This window comes from Pseudomonas cichorii, from assembly GCF_018343775.1.
Taxonomy (GTDB): Bacteria; Pseudomonadota; Gammaproteobacteria; order Pseudomonadales; family Pseudomonadaceae; genus Aquipseudomonas; species Aquipseudomonas cichorii.
The window spans coordinates 5,606,584-5,620,376 of the sequence record NZ_CP074349.1 but is presented as its reverse complement, the minus strand read 5'-3'; the positions used below and the strand labels follow the sequence as shown (position 1 = coordinate 5,620,376).

Here is a 13,793-nt window from a genome sequence, read left to right as displayed (position 1 = left end):
CAGGGCATGCGTCATGAGCGCATCGGCAGGAGAGAGGTATCGCTGGACCTGAAGAGGTCGTAGGAGATTTCCGAGGAGGACTTTCGGGTGAAACCGGTCACGTTGAGGGGCGTAACCTGTCGAACAAGGAAGCGGTGACATGCACCGCTTCCTGCTCGCGTCAGATTTTGAAGCGGCCCACCAGCACCTGAAGGTGATTGCCCAGGCGCGCCAGTTCGACGCTGGAAGCGGCGGTTTCTTCGCTGGCTGCGGAGGTCTGCTCGGAGACGTCGCGAACGTTGAGCACGCTGCGGTTGATCTCTTCGGCGGTGGCGCTTTGCTGCTCTGCCGCTGCGGCAATCTGCTGGTTCATCGACTGGATTGCAGACACGGTCTGGGTAATGTTTTCCAGCGACGTGCCGGCGCGGCGGGTCAGGTCCACGCTGCTGGCGGTCAGATCGCGGCTGCTGTCCATGATGCTCGAGGCTTGCTGAGTGCCGTTCTGCAGGCTGGCGATCAGTGCTTCGATTTCTTCGGTGGACTTCTGGGTACGCTGCGCGAGGCTGCGTACTTCGTCCGCTACTACCGCAAACCCGCGACCGGCTTCACCGGCCCGTGCCGCTTCGATGGCCGCGTTCAGGGCCAGCAGGTTGGTCTGCTCGGCCACCGACTTGATTACGTCCAGAACGCTGCCAATCTTGTCGCTTTCCAGCTTGAGCGCGCCCATGGCTTCGGTGGAGTTGCCGACCGCGGAGGCCAGGCGCTCGATCTGGGAAATCGCTTCTTTCACCACGCGCTCACCCTCGCGGGCCTGCTGGTCGGCGGCAACGGCCGCTTCCGACGCTTCTTCGGCATTGCGCGCAACTTCCTGCACCGTTGCCGTCATTTCGTGCATGGCTGTGGCGACCTGATCGGTTTCGACCTTCTGGCTGTTGACCCCGGCGCTGGTCTGTTCGGTCACAGCGGACAATTCTTCGGCAGCGCTGGCGATCTGGGTCACGCCGTCGCGGATACCGCCAATCAGCTCGCGAAGGGAAACGGTCATGCGCTGGATACTGCCTTGCAGCCTGCCCAGTTCGTCATTGCGATCAATGACCAGATTCTGGCTCAGGTCACCGGAGGCAACACGTTCTACCACGTCGAGTGTCTTTTGCAGCGGTACGGTGATCTGGCGAGTGATGACCCAGGCCGCCAGAATGCCAAAGACCAGTGCCAGGGCTGTTGCGACGGCAATCATCATGACCGACTTTGCGCTTTCGGCATCGCGGCTGACGGTCTGTGCATCGATCATTTCATCGTTGACGGCCAGCATTTTTATGCCAAGTGCCGTCATTTTTTCCAGCGCTACCTTACTGGCTGCCTGCGCATCGCGGTATTGACCAACAGCAGCGCGATAACCTTTCAGGCCGGCAATGGCTTGTTGCAGCATGGGCAGGTAAGACGAGGAAATATCACCTGCCAGCGTATTGATACCGGTCATCGCTTCATCGATGGCCGCATTGGCGTTTTTCTCGAATTCAGCGCGGCCACTGTAGGTGTAGCCGCGCACTTGAAAGCGAGCCTGCTGGATCTGTTTGCTGGCACCGACAATATTGTTGAAGGCCAGGATGTTGTCGGCTTTCAAGAGTTCGGCTTCGATCTTGCCGACTTCGGCAACGGCCTTGTCGGCATTGTCGCCCATCAGGCTGCGAGTGCCTTCACGGGTTTCGATAGCCTTGGTCATTTCGCCGAAGGCTTGGCGATACTCATTGGCGCTCTGGATCTGGGCGTCCAGCCGCTTGATATTCTCAGGGGATCGGAGCAAGGCTCTGGCTGACTTGAGTGCGGCGTCGAGCTTGTCCAGATTTGCCACGACAGCGCTGGCTGTTTCGGCGTTGTACAGTGTTTCGTAACGCATGCGATTGATGCGCAGCTCAAGCGTCAGCACGTTGACATCGGTGATCGACGCAACCCTGTCTCCGCGAGAGATAAGGCCTTGTGTGCTGAGCCAGGCCGTAGCCGTAATCATCAGCGTCAATGCCAGGACCAGACCGAAGCCGATCGCCAATTTCAAACTTACACCCGCGTTTGCGAGACTTCGAGCGAACCAGCGATACATGACAACTCCTCAATATCTATTTTTATAGATTCGCTTCTACATCGGCTCTCAATTACAAAACTGTAGTCAGGGAACCGATAAAAGAAAGGCTCAGAATAGACGGGCCAGCAGGGCTGTCACGGCGGTTTCGACTCTCAGTATGCGGTCACCCAGTTGCACCGGTTGCAGGCCGGATTTGCGCAGCAGGTCGATTTCATAGGGAATCCAGCCACCTTCGGGACCGATTGCCAGTGTGACCTGTTGCTCAACTGCTCGCGGGCAGGCCGCAAACTCACCGGGATGACCCACCAGCCCGAGCGTGCCTTGTGCCAGTTGTGGCAGACGATCTTCGACGAACGGTTTGAAGCGCTTCTCGATCACGATCTCTGGCAGCACGCTGTCGCGAGCCTGTTCCAGCCCCAGAATCAGTTGCTCACGAATGGCGTCGGGCTCCAGAAATGGCGTCTGCCAGAAGCTTTTCTCAACTCTGTAGCTGTTGAGCAGGATGACTTTCGGGACACCCATGGTCGCAACCGTCTGGAACACCCGGCGCAGCATCTTGGGCCGAGGCAGGGCCAGCAGCAGGGTCAGGGGCAGTTTGGCGGGAGGTGCAGTGTCCAGGCTGATGCGCAATTCGGCTTCATGGCTTTCGAGACGAATCAGTTCGGCGGTGCCCAGCAAGCCGTTGAGGCGGCCTACGCGCAGGCTGTCGCCGATTTCTGCGCGATGCACCTCTTGCATGTGCTTGAGGCGCCTGTCGCGCAGAATGACCCGGTCGACCGCAATGAAGTCGGCCTCTTCAAGAAGCAGCAGGTTCACGACAGTGTCGCGGGCGGCTGGTCTTGCTTGTCAGCGTCGTCGGGCTGGTCGTCCGGGTGTTCGCCACGCTTCTTGATCATCGAACTGCACAGGATGCCCAGTTCAAACAGCAGCCACATGGGCACGGCGAGCAGGGTCTGGGAAAAGATGTCCGGCGGCGTGAGTATCATGCCGACCACGAAGCAGCCGATGATCACGTAGGGACGAATCTTTTTCAGGTACTTCACGTCGACGATGCCGATCCAGACCAGCAGCACCACGGCTACCGGAATCTCGAAGGCGACACCGAAGGCGAAGAACAGCGTCATGACGAAGTCCAGATAACTGGCGATGTCAGTCATCATTGACACGCCTTCAGGCGTCACGCTGGCGAAGAAGTGGAATATCAGCGGGAAGACCAGAAAGTAAGCGAACGCCATGCCTGCATAAAACAGGATGATGCTCGATACCAGCAAAGGAACGGCAACACGCTTCTCGTGCTTGTACAGGCCTGGCGCGATAAAGCCCCATATCTGGTGCAGGATGACCGGCATGGACAGGAACAGCGCTACCATCATGGTCAGCTTGAACGGCGTGATGAACGGCGAGGCCACGTCTGTGGCGATCATTGTCGCGCCTTCAGGCAGGTAGACCCGTAGCGGAGCCGAAACCAGCGTGTAGATCTTCTGAGTGAAGTAGAACAGACCGGCAAAAATCAGGAACACCGCCGCAACACAACGCAGCAGGCGTGTACGCAATTCTGTGAGGTGCGAGACCAGCGGCATTTGCTGATCGTTTTCCGGGATATCGCTCATGGGGCTCGTGGGGGCAGTGACGAATCGTGGGCGGAAGGTGGCGTGACCGGTACCGGGGATGCCGTCTGTTTGGGACGTTTTTCCAGAGACAGCTGGCTCTTGGGTGCCGGTTCTGCCGGACCGATTTCCTGGGTGGGTGCTGCTTGCGGTTCGTTCTGCGGCTCTGCGGCAGGTTCTGGCTCGGAGTGGGGCGAGAAGATTTTTCTCGCCTCTTCTTCCAGAGACAGAATGTGCTCATTGTGCAGTTGCCGACGGATTTCGTCGGCACCGATTTCACGTTCAACTTCCTGTTTGATCGCATTGAAGCTGCGCTTCAACCGGCCTATCCACAGGCCGGCGGTGCGCGCTGCGCCCGGCAGGCGTTCGGGGCCCAGCACCAGCAAGGCCACCAGACCCACGAGCAGCAGTTCAGAGAAGCTGATACCGAACATGGCTTACACCTGGTCTTTGCGGGTCGGCTCTTCGACTTTATGCGCCTGCCCGTCGATGGTGTGCGGCTGGTTCAGCGGCGAGGACTGAGGTGCGGCCTGAGCCTGCTGTGGCTGCTCGGCAGGTTTCTCGTCATCGTTCATGGCCTTGCGAAAGCCCTTGATCGATTCGCCGATATCGCTACCCAGGCCCTTGAGTTTCTTGGTGCCGAAAACCAGCACGACCACGATCAGGATGACGACCCAGTGTTTCCAGTCAAAAATACCCATGAAGCATTCCTCGTAGAAAATTCGAACCTGAAAGACAGGTAGTTAATCCGCCGTGCGTGCAGCTTTTTCTGCGTGTCCGGACAGCCCGAAACGGCGGTCCAGCTCATCGAGCACAGCCTGTGGATGCTGACCGAGTGCCGCCAGCATCACCATGCTGTGAAACCAGAGGTCAGCGGTTTCGTAGATGACATCGCTGCAGTCACCGCTGATGGCGGCATCCTTGGCAGCAATGATGGTTTCGACCGATTCTTCACCGATTTTTTCCAGAATCTTGTTCAAACCCTTGTGGTACAGACTGGCGACATACGAGCTGTCGGCAGCGGCATCCTTGCGCGATTCCAGCACCTGGGCCAGACGGGACAAGGTATCAGTCATGTTCAGTGTCCTGCGTGATAAATGGCATCCGGGTCTTTGAGCACCGCGTCGACCGTCTTCCAGCCCGAGTTTTCATAAACCCGGTAGAAGCAGCTTTCGCGTCCGGTATGGCAGGCAATGCCGCCGATCTGCTCGACCATCAGGATGATGACGTCGGCGTCGCAATCCAGGCGCAGTTCATGCAACTGCTGAACGTGGCCGGATTCCTCTCCCTTGCGCCAGAGTTTGCCACGCGAACGCGACCAATATATTGCACGGTTCTCTTTTGCAGTCAGGCTCAGGGATTCGCGGTTCATCCAGGCCATCATCAATACACGACCGGTCTTGTGATCCTGAGCGATTGCAGGCACCAGACCGTCGCTGTTCCACTTGATTTCGTCCAGCCAGTCTTTCATAACTACTCCGGCAGCCGGGCTTCAATAATCCCGGCGGGTTGAACAGTGTGCCAGTCACATGCGTCGCTGGCTATCGGCGAACGATCAGATACAGCCCGGCCACCAGCATGATTCCAACCGGCCATGCAGTCAGCGTCAACAGTGGCAGGCCGGCTGCGCTCAACGCCCAGACCTGCACTGCGCCGCCACTCAGCAGTGCCGCGCCCAGCAGGCGCAAGGCCCAGCCATCGCTGGAGCCGAATCGTGGCGGCGGTGGGTCGTTAGCGTGGGGCCGTGACAGGCGCTCCAGCAGGTCACGGGTCATGCCTGCAATATGCGGTAACTGTTCGACCTGGGTCTGCAGGTTCTGAACCAGGGTCTTGGGGCTGACCCGCTCACGCATCCAGCGCTCCAGGAAGGGTTGCGCGGTGGTCCACAGATCCAGGTCCGGATAGAGCTGACGGCCCAGGCCTTCGATATTGAGCAGGGTCTTTTGCAGCAATACAAGTTGCGGCTGGACTTCCATATTGAAGCGGCGTGCAGTCTGGAACAGGCGCATCAGCACCTGGCCGAAGGAAATATCCTTGAGCGGCTTCTCGAAGATCGGTTCGCAAACGGTACGAATCGCGGCCTCGAACTCGTTGAGCTTGGTTTCGGCGGGCACCCAGCCTGAATCGATGTGCAATTGCGCCACCCGGCGATAATCGCGCTTGAAGAAGGCAAACAGGTTGCGGGCCAGATAATCCTGATCCTGTGGCGTCAGGCTGCCGACGATTCCGCAGTCGATGGCGATGTACTGCGGGCGCCACGGATTGACCGTGCTGACGAAAATATTGCCGGGGTGCATGTCGGCATGAAAGAAGCTGTCACGGAACACTTGGGTGAAAAAGATCTCCACACCGCGTTCGGCCAGCAGCTTCATGTCGGTACGCTGATCGGCCAGAGTCGCCAGATCGGTGACCTGAACGCCGTAGATACGCTCCATGACCAGCACTTTCGGGCGGCACCAGTCCCAGTAGACCTGGGGCACATACAGCAGGTCTGAGCCTTCGAAGTTGCGGCGCAACTGGCTGGAGTTGGCGGCTTCGCGCAGCAGGTCCAGTTCGTCGTAGATGGTTTTTTCATAGTCGCTGACCACCTGCACCGGATGCAGCAGCCGTGCATCGGCAGACAGCCGCTCGGCGGTACGGGCCAGGATGAACAGCCAGGCCAGATCCTGGCCGATGATGGGCTTGAGGCCCGGGCGCACGACCTTGACCACCACTTCTTCGCCGCTCTTGAGGCGTGCGGCATGTACCTGGGCCACGGAAGCAGAAGCCAGTGGCGTCACGTCGAAGCGGCTGAAGACCTCGCTGATTCTTGCACCCAATTGCTCTTCGATCAGTTGCACGGCCAGTTGCTGGTCGAACGGCGGGACGCGGTCCTGCAACAGCATCAGCTCGTCGGCAATGTCCTCGGGCAGCAAGTCGCGTCGGGTCGAAAGCAACTGGCCGAACTTGATGAAGATCGGCCCAAGATCCTGAAGCGCCAGGCGCAGGCGTGCGCCACGGTTCAGGTCCGAGGCCTTGCGCGGCAACCAGCGCCACGGCAGCACAAAGCGTACGGCCAGCATCCACCACGGCAGCGGAAGAGCGAAGAGCAGGTCATCGAGGCGATAGCGGATCACGACGCGGTTGATACGAAACAGACGGCGGACGGCAAGCAGCTTCATGCGTTATCGCTGGAATTGAGGGATTGGGCGAGGCGTGCAAAGCGCGCCTCAAGACGTTCCAGATCCATTTTGATCTGATCGAGTTCGGCAAAGCGGGCTTCGGCCTCGTGTTTGCCGACCAGAGTACGCGATTCTTCACTCAGGTAGTCGGCCACATTCTGGCTGAGGCTGGCGAAGTTATCGCGGGTCCAGCGTGCGCGGCTGCGCAGGTGGCCACTGAGCAACGGGCTGGCTACCGGGCCAAGCCAGCGGGAAAGCTCATGCTCCCAGTCCAGCTCCAGGTCTTGCAGGATGCCGACCAGCTCCAGCAAGACGGCGCTGTCACCGTCCAGCTCGACTTCGGGGCCATGCAGCACGGCGGTCTTGTCCTGACTCAACGCCAGACGCAGCAGGCTGGCTGCCGGGGCGCGCAGGATGCAATCGGCATCGGCTGCCCAGTCAGCCGCCAGCAGCAGGCCTTCGTCACTGGGCAGGATGAACAGTTGCAAGGCCGGGTCACGGCAATCGATGGCGATGATCTTGCCTGTCAGTGCGGCAAGACGCGGCGCAGCCGTGCTGTCCAGGCGCAGCACGCGATTGATGCCGTGCTCGACGCTGGCGAGCAGACCCCGGAGCAGCATCAGGGCTTGATACCGCGGTGCAGGGCGACGATGCCGGATGTCATGTTGTGGTAGGTCACCCGGTCAAAACCGGCGTCTACCATCATCGACTTCAGGGTTTCCTGATCCGGGTGCATGCGGATCGACTCTGCCAGATAGCGATAGCTTTCCGAGTCGTTGGTGACCAGCTTGCCCATGAACGGCATGAACGCGAACGAGTAGGCGTCATAGGCTTTGGACATCAGCTTGTTGGTCGGCTTGGAGAACTCCAGCACCAACAGGCGACCGCCGGGCTTGAGCACGCGCAGCATGGAGCGCAGGGCATCTTCCTTGTGCGTCACGTTGCGCAGGCCGAAAGCGATGGTCACGCAATCGAAATGGTTGTCTGGGAACGGCAGCTTCTCGGCGTCGGCCTGTACGAACTCGACATTACCCGAAACGCCCAGGTCCAGCAGGCGATCACGCCCGACCTTGAGCATCGAAGCGTTGATGTCTGCCAGGACCACATGACCGGTCGGGCCGACCAGATTCGAGAACTTGCGGGTCAGGTCGCCCGTGCCGCCCGCGATATCCAGTACCCGGTTGCCCGTGCGAACACCGGAAAGCTCAATGGCGAAGCGCTTCCAGAGCCGGTGCATGCCGCCGGACAGAAGGTCGTTCATCAAGTCGTACTTGGCCGCTACGGAGTGGAAAACCTCAGCGACTTTCTCGGCCTTCTGGCTTTCCGGTACGTTTTTGTAGCCGAAATGAGTGGTGGGTTCGGTATCGCTACCTTTGCGCTGATCGTTCATATCGCTGCCGCCGGAATAGAATGCCGATCATTCTAATCGCCAGGGCTGGCTTTGTCTTGACAAGGCTCATCGTCAGGGCTTTCTTCGGGACGAGCGACTGTTATAGTTGCGCCGCGATTCATTCGACGAAAAAGGAACTCTCCAATGGCGAAAATAACGGTTGAGCGCCCGCACACTCTGGGCCGTGACAAGGCGCGGGAGAGGGCTGAGCAGTTGGTCGAGAAACTGTCTGAGAAATACGGGCTGGCCCATGAGTGGGTCGGCGACACCGTGAAACTCGAAGGCAAGGGCGCCAAAGGCAAGGTTGAAGTTGAAGAGGCACTTATCCGCGTCAGCATCGAACTGAACTTCATCCTGTCGGCCATGAGCGGCTCGATCAAGTCCGAAGTGGAACGTGTGCTGGATAAGGCGCTGGTGGCTTGAGTGCCGGGTGAGAGTTCAAACGCCCTTCGCTAATGAATTCGTTCCTACTTCAGTAGCCACCTAACCTGCGCGGCCATCGGCTGAGTAGGAGCGGATTTATCCGCGAGACGTCATTGAAAGCGATAGATTCTTTTCAGATGCCCTGGCCTTTCGCGAAGGAGACTGTGTTTTCCACACTAGGGTGTGCATTCTAATTTTTCTCCGTACCTTTGAGTCATGCCCCCACAAGGGCGGTTCCTTGAACTTTCGAGAGTGAGGTGCACCATGGCCAAGGCTACCCTGAAGAAAAAAATTGAAGACGAGCAGGCAACAGCGTTTTCCGAAGTGAAACTGTATGCCCGCAAAATCTGGCTGGCTGGCCTGGGCGCTTATGCCAAGGCTAATCAGGAAGGCACCGAGTACGTCAGAGAACTGATCAAGACTGGCGAAAAAGTGGAGAAAGACGCCAAGAAGGCTGTCGATGAAAAGCTTGAAGCGGCCAACAGCGAAATCGATTCGATAAAAGGCGAGGTTTCAGGCGTCAAGGGCCGTGTCGAGGCTCAGTTCGACAAGATCGAAAGCGCCTTTGATCGCCGTGTCGCCAAGGGCTTGAACCGGATCGGCATTCCATCTAAACATGATGTTGAGACACTCTCTGCTAAGCTCGATGAGCTGACGGCATTGCTTGAACGTGTCGGGCCTAAAAAGCTCGAGCGTAATGAGCCCAAAAAGCTCGAACGTATCGAGCCTGAACATTAAGGAGAGCAGGATGGCTGGCAAGAAAAAAGTTGAAAAAGAAGGCAGCTCCTGGATTGGCGAGGTTGAAAAATACTCTCGCCAGATCTGGCTGGCTGGTTTGGGCGCTTACTCCAAGATCAGCAATGACGGCAGTAAGTTATTTGAAACACTGGTAAAAGACGGCGAAAAGGCCGAGAAGCAGACCAAGGTAGAAGCCGAGAAGCAACTCGACAATGCCAAGGATACTGCCAAGGCTGCCAAGTCCCGTGTGGGTGACGTGAAGGATCTCGCGCTGGGCAAATGGAATGAACTCGAAGGCGCGTTCGACAAGCGTCTGAACAGTGCCATTTCGCGCCTCGGTGTGCCGAGCCGTAATGAAGTGCAGGCGTTGCACGGCAAGGTCGATGAACTGACCCGCCAGATCGAGCTGTTGACAGGCGCCAAGGCCAAGCCGGTTGCGTCCCGTTCGACAGCACCTGCCAAAAGCACGGCGAAACCGCTGGTCAAGGCTGCTGCCAAGACTGTGGCGAAAACCGCAGACAAGGTTGCAACCAAAACCGCAGCGGCCAAACCGGCAGTCAAGAAAGCTGCCGCCAAGCCGGTCGATGCTGTGAGCAAGGCTGCATCTTCGACTGCAGACAAGGCCAAATCGGTAGCCAAACCTGCTCCGAAAAAACCTGCTGCCAGGAAGCCGGCTGCAAAACCTGCTGCCAAACCAGCAGCGTCGGCCTCGGCGACACCTGCTGCTTCTCCGGCTGCTGCGCCGTCGACCCCCCCTGCGTCGACGCCAACAACCGGTCAGGCCTGATAACAGGTTGCTGCATCCAGCCCGACCTGTTCGACAGGTCGGGTTTACCTGCTCAAATACTGCATGGCCAGCTCTTCGGCCGCCTGCCTTGATGTCGGTATCAGATGCGGTGTCACGAGCATCATGATCTGATAGACCACCACCCGTACTTCCCCTTCGCGTCCCAGAATGCGCTGATAGTCCAGCGAGAACAGCAGGTTCATGGTGATCTGCTCCACCAGTTGCCCCAGTGCCTGGGTTTCGCTGATCAATTGCCCTTGAGCCTTGAGTCTGGCCAGTAGCGAAGCCAGGGTGCGCTTGAGGGAGTTGAGCAGGTTGCGAATGCCGCGTGCCAGTTTTGGCAGGCGACCGGCCAGGTTGGACAAGTCCTGAAACAGAAAACGGTAGTGCGCCAGACGCTCGACGATCAGGTGCAGGAACAGCCAGTAATCTTCGGCATTGAGTCGCGCATCGGCAGGTGGATCGAGCAACGGTGCCAGTTCGGCCTGGAAACGCTCGAACAATCCCATCACCAACGGCTCCTTGCCATGGAAATGGTAATAGAGATTGCCGGGGCTGATACCCAGTTCGTTGGCGATTTCCAGAGTGGATACATTAGGCTCGCCCTGCTGATTGAACAGTATCAGGGCGCATTCAAGTATGCGGTCGCGGGTTTTCATCCAGTCTTCTTGGTTGGGGTTCGGGAGCGCAAACCGGTTGTAGGAGCGAATTTATTCGCGACAGGCCCATGCATCCGAAGAAAACCTGTCGCCTTCAATGACGTCTCGCGAATGAGTTCACTCCTGCTTATACCTTCAACGCACATGCACATAGGTTCCAGGCGCAGCCTCCATCGCAGGGTAATTGGCGTTGCCCAGTTCGATCCGGGTTTCGTGCTGGGTGCCGGAGCGTTCCTGAATCCATTTCAGCCAGGTTGGCCACCAACTGCCCTCGTTGTGTTTGGCATCGTAATACCAGGCCCGCGGGTCGCTGCTCAGCTTGTCGTTCTCGACAAAGTTGGCTTTGCGGTTGCCCGGCGGGTTGAGGATGCTTTGCACATGGCCGCTGTTGGCCAGCAGGAAACGTCGCTCACCGCCTAGCAGCAGCGTTGAGCGATAGACTGAATCCCAGGGCGTGATGTGGTCGTTGATGCCGGCAATGCTGAAGCTGTCCACCGTCACTTTCTGCAGGTCGATGGGCGTGCCGCAGACTTCCAGGCCGCCCGGATGGCTGAGCGGATTGTGTTTGAAGAAGTCCAGCAGGTCGCCATGCAGCGCTGCCGTCAGGCGCGTGGTGTCGTTGTTCCAGTACAGGATGTCGAACGCGGGCGGAGTCTTGCCCAGCAGGTAGTTGTTGATCCAGTAACTCCAGATCAGGTCGTTGGGGCGCATCCAGGCAAAGATCCGGCCCATGTCGCTGCCCTCCAGCACGCCGCGCTGATACGAGCGACGCTTGGCGGCTTCCAGGGCTTCTTCGTCGATGAACAGCGTAGCCGGGCTTTCGATCTGGCTGTCCAGCAGGCTGACCATGTAAGTCGCACTGGCGACCCGGCGGATCTGCCGCTTGGCCTGCAAATGGCCTTGCAGGGCTGCGATAGTCAGGCCTCCTGCACAGGCGCCCAGCAGATTGACTTCCCGTGCGCCGGTAATCGCCCGGCAGATGTTCATGGCTTCCTCGGTCGCTTCGACGTAACTGGAGAGTCCCCATTCGCGATGCCGTACATCGGGGTTACGCCAGCTGATAGCGAAGGTTTGCAGGCCATTCTTCAGGGCGTACTGCACAAAGCTGTTGGTGGAGCTCAGGTCGAAGATGTAGAACTTGTTGATCTGTGGCGGGACGATCAGCAAAGGCCGGGAGTACTGTTTTTCGCTCATCGGCTTGTACTGGATCAGCTCGAACATTTCATTGCGAAACACCACGGAGCCTGGAGTGGTGGCGAGCGTACGGCCAATCTCGAAGGCATCCTTGGTGGTCTGACGAGGCAGGCCATTGTTGTGCAGCAGGTCGTCGGCCATATGGCCCAAGCCTTTGAGCACGCTGCTGCCGCCGGAGTTGAAAAGCTCCTTGATGGCCAGCGGGTTGAGCAGTGTATTGGACGGTGACAGCGCATCGTTGATCAGCGAGAACAGAAAGTGCGCCCGTGCCCGGTCGTCCTTGGACAGGTCGCTTTCATCGATCCAGAGTCGAGTCTGGTGCTGCCAGCTCAGGTAAGCCTGCAAGCCACGACGGTACAGCGGGTTCAGGCTCCAGGTCGGGTCCGCGAAGCGGCTGTCGCGCGGGTTGGGGGTATGGGGCATGTCTCCCAGAAGCATCACTTTGCCCAGCTGGCTGCCCAGCGCTAGGGCATGTCGGGCACTGCGCAGTGGATGTTTCCAGCCTTGGGAGGCGACGCTGCGCAGGGTATGAAACAGGTCTCGACCGCGCAGGCCGGTAATAGCGCTTTGTGCATTTATGTAAGTCGCCGGAGTCGTGGCGGCGACCTTCGTTGATTTTTCTCGCATGAGGGCAACACTCCTTCGTCAAGCCATCAACCAGTGGACTGACGCAGCGCCTGTCATGGCAGCATGCGTCGTTCTGCTCCGTGTGACACTCCTGTCGTGGCGCAGTCGGTAAAGCGATTGTCTCGAAGCGTTCCTGCTTCGTTGAGTACGACGTGTCGGATCAGTGCCCTTTGGGTGGCGTGGGCTGTGGATGCATGACAGCGCGTTGGCGCTCCTGCTGCAGGAAACTCATGATGATGGGAGCCACGGCTTCGGCTCGTGTGATCAGAAACAAATGACCGTCATCGATTATGTGTAGCTGGGCATTGGGTATACGCCAGGCCAGCAGGCGCATATTTACCAGTGGTATCAATGGATCGTCGTCGCCGGCCAGGACCAGCGTCGGCTGATGGATCTTGTGCAACCAGTGGACGCTGGTCCAGCCCATGCCGGCGAACAGTTGCCAGTAGTAACCCAGCTTGCCGGACGAACGTACCTTGGCCGCATGATTGGCTGCCAGATGCGGATCGCGCCGGAAGGCACCGCCATAGATTTCCGGCGCAATGCGGATGACATGGGACGGCTGGATATAACGCCGTGGGCTGGCCATCAACCACAACACACGAGGTTTGCCCGGCACCATGATCATGCCGGCCGCCGTCGCCGCCAGCACCAGTTTGCGGCAGCGCTCGGGGTAGTCGTGAGCGAACTGCTGAGCCAGCGCTCCGCCCCATGACACACCAATCGCATTGACCTGGCCGTAATCCAGGTAATCGAGCATGCGCGCCGCCAGCTTCGCCAGCCCCGGAAAACGATAAGGGCGGCTGGGCGTCGAAGAACCACCAACTCCCGGTACATCGAAAGCGATGACTTCCAGATCAGGGTCCAGCGCGTCGACAAACGGAAACACCAACTCAAGGTTGGCGCCGATGCCATTGAAGATCAGCAAGGGCGTCAGATGGCTCTTGCCGGGTCGCACTGCGGTGCGGATGGTATGACCGTCCAGATCGATGGAACGGAAAACAAACGGTTGAGGCATACGCTAAGCCCTGTTGGTTAAACCGCTGGGAAAGCCGTCCTGCGCTTTTACCAGATCGACCGAGGTGCGACGGTCATGTTTGCGCCTGCCTGTTGCCGGTACTTCCGTCCTGGACCCGGCAGCAAGCATT

At 58.7% G+C, this 13,793-nt stretch carries 16 protein-coding genes and 1 pseudogene; 3 read left to right on the top strand and 14 right to left on the bottom strand.

Annotated features, from left to right (window positions below; all coding sequences use genetic code 11):
- Window positions 1-160: 160 nt before the first annotated feature.
- From KGD89_RS26590 to ubiE, 11 genes and pseudogenes are all read right to left on the bottom strand, one after another.
- On the bottom strand, window positions 161-865 hold the full coding sequence (locus KGD89_RS26590; RefSeq protein WP_450091418.1) for a methyl-accepting chemotaxis protein: 705 nt from the start codon (window positions 863-865) through the stop codon (window positions 161-163).
- A gap of 198 nt (window positions 866-1,063) precedes the next feature.
- Window positions 1,064-1,987 (bottom strand): annotated as a pseudogene (locus KGD89_RS26585) (methyl-accepting chemotaxis protein); the annotation flags it as partial.
- Between the two features lie 180 nt (window positions 1,988-2,167).
- Window positions 2,168-2,875, bottom strand: a complete 708-nt coding sequence (locus KGD89_RS24255) for a 16S rRNA (uracil(1498)-N(3))-methyltransferase (RefSeq protein ID WP_025262318.1) — start codon at window positions 2,873-2,875, stop codon at window positions 2,168-2,170.
- Window positions 2,872-3,669 (bottom strand): twin-arginine translocase subunit TatC, encoded by a 798-nt coding sequence (tatC, locus tag KGD89_RS24250; RefSeq protein ID WP_025262317.1) that lies wholly within the window; start codon window positions 3,667-3,669, stop codon window positions 2,872-2,874. Before tatC ends, KGD89_RS24255 begins: the two co-directional genes overlap by 4 nt.
- Window positions 3,666-4,100 carry a Sec-independent protein translocase protein TatB gene (tatB, locus tag KGD89_RS24245; protein WP_025262316.1) on the bottom strand — a complete coding sequence of 145 codons (435 nt, stop codon included), beginning with the start codon at window positions 4,098-4,100 and terminating at the stop codon, window positions 3,666-3,668. The genes tatC and tatB overlap by 4 nt, the downstream gene beginning before the upstream one ends.
- Before the next feature lie 3 nt (window positions 4,101-4,103).
- Complete coding sequence (locus tag KGD89_RS24240; RefSeq protein ID WP_025262315.1) at window positions 4,104-4,367, bottom strand: twin-arginine translocase TatA/TatE family subunit; 264 nt, start codon at window positions 4,365-4,367, stop codon at window positions 4,104-4,106.
- A gap of 42 nt (window positions 4,368-4,409) precedes the next feature.
- Window positions 4,410-4,742, bottom strand: coding sequence for a phosphoribosyl-ATP diphosphatase (locus KGD89_RS24235; RefSeq protein ID WP_025262314.1), 333 nt, complete (start codon window positions 4,740-4,742; stop codon window positions 4,410-4,412).
- A 2-nt stretch (window positions 4,743-4,744) separates the two neighbouring features.
- Window positions 4,745-5,137 carry a phosphoribosyl-AMP cyclohydrolase gene (gene hisI, locus KGD89_RS24230; RefSeq protein ID WP_025262313.1) on the bottom strand — a complete coding sequence of 131 codons (393 nt, stop codon included), beginning with the start codon at window positions 5,135-5,137 and terminating at the stop codon, window positions 4,745-4,747.
- A gap of 70 nt (window positions 5,138-5,207) precedes the next feature.
- On the bottom strand, window positions 5,208-6,827 hold the full coding sequence (gene ubiB / locus KGD89_RS24225) for a ubiquinone biosynthesis regulatory protein kinase UbiB (RefSeq protein WP_025262312.1): 1,620 nt from the start codon (window positions 6,825-6,827) through the stop codon (window positions 5,208-5,210).
- Window positions 6,824-7,447, bottom strand: coding sequence for a ubiquinone biosynthesis accessory factor UbiJ (locus KGD89_RS24220; RefSeq protein WP_025262311.1), 624 nt, complete (start codon window positions 7,445-7,447; stop codon window positions 6,824-6,826). The genes ubiB and KGD89_RS24220 overlap by 4 nt, the downstream gene beginning before the upstream one ends.
- Window positions 7,447-8,217: a bifunctional demethylmenaquinone methyltransferase/2-methoxy-6-polyprenyl-1,4-benzoquinol methylase UbiE gene (gene ubiE / locus KGD89_RS24215; protein ID WP_025262310.1), complete on the bottom strand. Its 771-nt coding sequence runs from the start codon at window positions 8,215-8,217 to the stop codon at window positions 7,447-7,449. Before ubiE ends, KGD89_RS24220 begins: the two co-directional genes overlap by 1 nt.
- 144 nt (window positions 8,218-8,361) lie before the next feature.
- Here ubiE and KGD89_RS24210 point away from each other — a divergent pair, with 144 nt between their 5' ends.
- From KGD89_RS24210 to KGD89_RS24200, 3 genes are all read left to right on the top strand, one after another.
- Window positions 8,362-8,640: a polyhydroxyalkanoic acid system family protein gene (locus KGD89_RS24210; RefSeq protein WP_025262309.1), complete on the top strand. Its 279-nt coding sequence runs from the start codon at window positions 8,362-8,364 to the stop codon at window positions 8,638-8,640.
- A gap of 264 nt (window positions 8,641-8,904) precedes the next feature.
- Window positions 8,905-9,378, top strand: coding sequence for a phasin family protein (locus tag KGD89_RS24205; RefSeq protein WP_025262308.1), 474 nt, complete (start codon window positions 8,905-8,907; stop codon window positions 9,376-9,378).
- 10 nt (window positions 9,379-9,388) lie between these two features.
- Window positions 9,389-10,165, top strand: a complete 777-nt coding sequence (locus tag KGD89_RS24200) for a phasin family protein (protein WP_025262307.1) — start codon at window positions 9,389-9,391, stop codon at window positions 10,163-10,165.
- Between the two features lie 44 nt (window positions 10,166-10,209).
- On the opposite strand, the gene KGD89_RS24195 is transcribed toward KGD89_RS24200, so the two are convergent.
- The 3 genes from KGD89_RS24195 to phaZ all read right to left on the bottom strand — a co-directional run bounded on the left by KGD89_RS24195 (window position 10,210) and on the right by phaZ (window position 13,663).
- Window positions 10,210-10,824, bottom strand: a complete 615-nt coding sequence (locus tag KGD89_RS24195) for a TetR/AcrR family transcriptional regulator (RefSeq protein ID WP_025262306.1) — start codon at window positions 10,822-10,824, stop codon at window positions 10,210-10,212.
- A 135-nt stretch (window positions 10,825-10,959) separates the two neighbouring features.
- On the bottom strand, window positions 10,960-12,645 hold the full coding sequence (phaC, locus tag KGD89_RS24190) for a class II poly(R)-hydroxyalkanoic acid synthase (RefSeq protein ID WP_025262305.1): 1,686 nt from the start codon (window positions 12,643-12,645) through the stop codon (window positions 10,960-10,962).
- Between the two features lie 160 nt (window positions 12,646-12,805).
- On the bottom strand, window positions 12,806-13,663 hold the full coding sequence (phaZ, locus tag KGD89_RS24185; protein WP_025262304.1) for a poly(3-hydroxyalkanoate) depolymerase: 858 nt from the start codon (window positions 13,661-13,663) through the stop codon (window positions 12,806-12,808).
- Between the last annotated feature and the right edge of the window lie 130 nt (window positions 13,664-13,793).

Coding starts and splice junctions, on each gene's coding strand:
- KGD89_RS24195 (WP_025262306.1), bottom strand. CDS start 10,824: ATGAAAACCCGCGACCGCATACTTGAATGCGCCCTGATACTGTTCAAT.
- KGD89_RS24240 (WP_025262315.1), bottom strand. CDS start 4,367: ATGGGTATTTTTGACTGGAAACACTGGGTCGTCATCCTGATCGTGGTC.
- tatB (WP_025262316.1), bottom strand. CDS start 4,100: ATGTTCGGTATCAGCTTCTCTGAACTGCTGCTCGTGGGTCTGGTGGCC.
- hisI (WP_025262313.1), bottom strand. CDS start 5,137: ATGAAAGACTGGCTGGACGAAATCAAGTGGAACAGCGACGGTCTGGTG.
- phaC (WP_025262305.1), bottom strand. CDS start 12,645: ATGCGAGAAAAATCAACGAAGGTCGCCGCCACGACTCCGGCGACTTAC.
- ubiE (WP_025262310.1), bottom strand. CDS start 8,217: ATGAACGATCAGCGCAAAGGTAGCGATACCGAACCCACCACTCATTTC.
- KGD89_RS24205 (WP_025262308.1), top strand. CDS start 8,905: ATGGCCAAGGCTACCCTGAAGAAAAAAATTGAAGACGAGCAGGCAACA.
- KGD89_RS24200 (WP_025262307.1), top strand. CDS start 9,389: ATGGCTGGCAAGAAAAAAGTTGAAAAAGAAGGCAGCTCCTGGATTGGC.
- KGD89_RS26590 (WP_450091418.1), bottom strand. CDS start 865: ATGACGGCAACGGTGCAGGAAGTTGCGCGCAATGCCGAAGAAGCGTCG.
- KGD89_RS24210 (WP_025262309.1), top strand. CDS start 8,362: ATGGCGAAAATAACGGTTGAGCGCCCGCACACTCTGGGCCGTGACAAG.
- KGD89_RS24235 (WP_025262314.1), bottom strand. CDS start 4,742: ATGACTGATACCTTGTCCCGTCTGGCCCAGGTGCTGGAATCGCGCAAG.
- ubiB (WP_025262312.1), bottom strand. CDS start 6,827: ATGAAGCTGCTTGCCGTCCGCCGTCTGTTTCGTATCAACCGCGTCGTG.
- tatC (WP_025262317.1), bottom strand. CDS start 3,669: ATGAGCGATATCCCGGAAAACGATCAGCAAATGCCGCTGGTCTCGCAC.
- KGD89_RS24220 (WP_025262311.1), bottom strand. CDS start 7,447: ATGCTGCTCCGGGGTCTGCTCGCCAGCGTCGAGCACGGCATCAATCGC.
- phaZ (WP_025262304.1), bottom strand. CDS start 13,663: ATGCCTCAACCGTTTGTTTTCCGTTCCATCGATCTGGACGGTCATACC.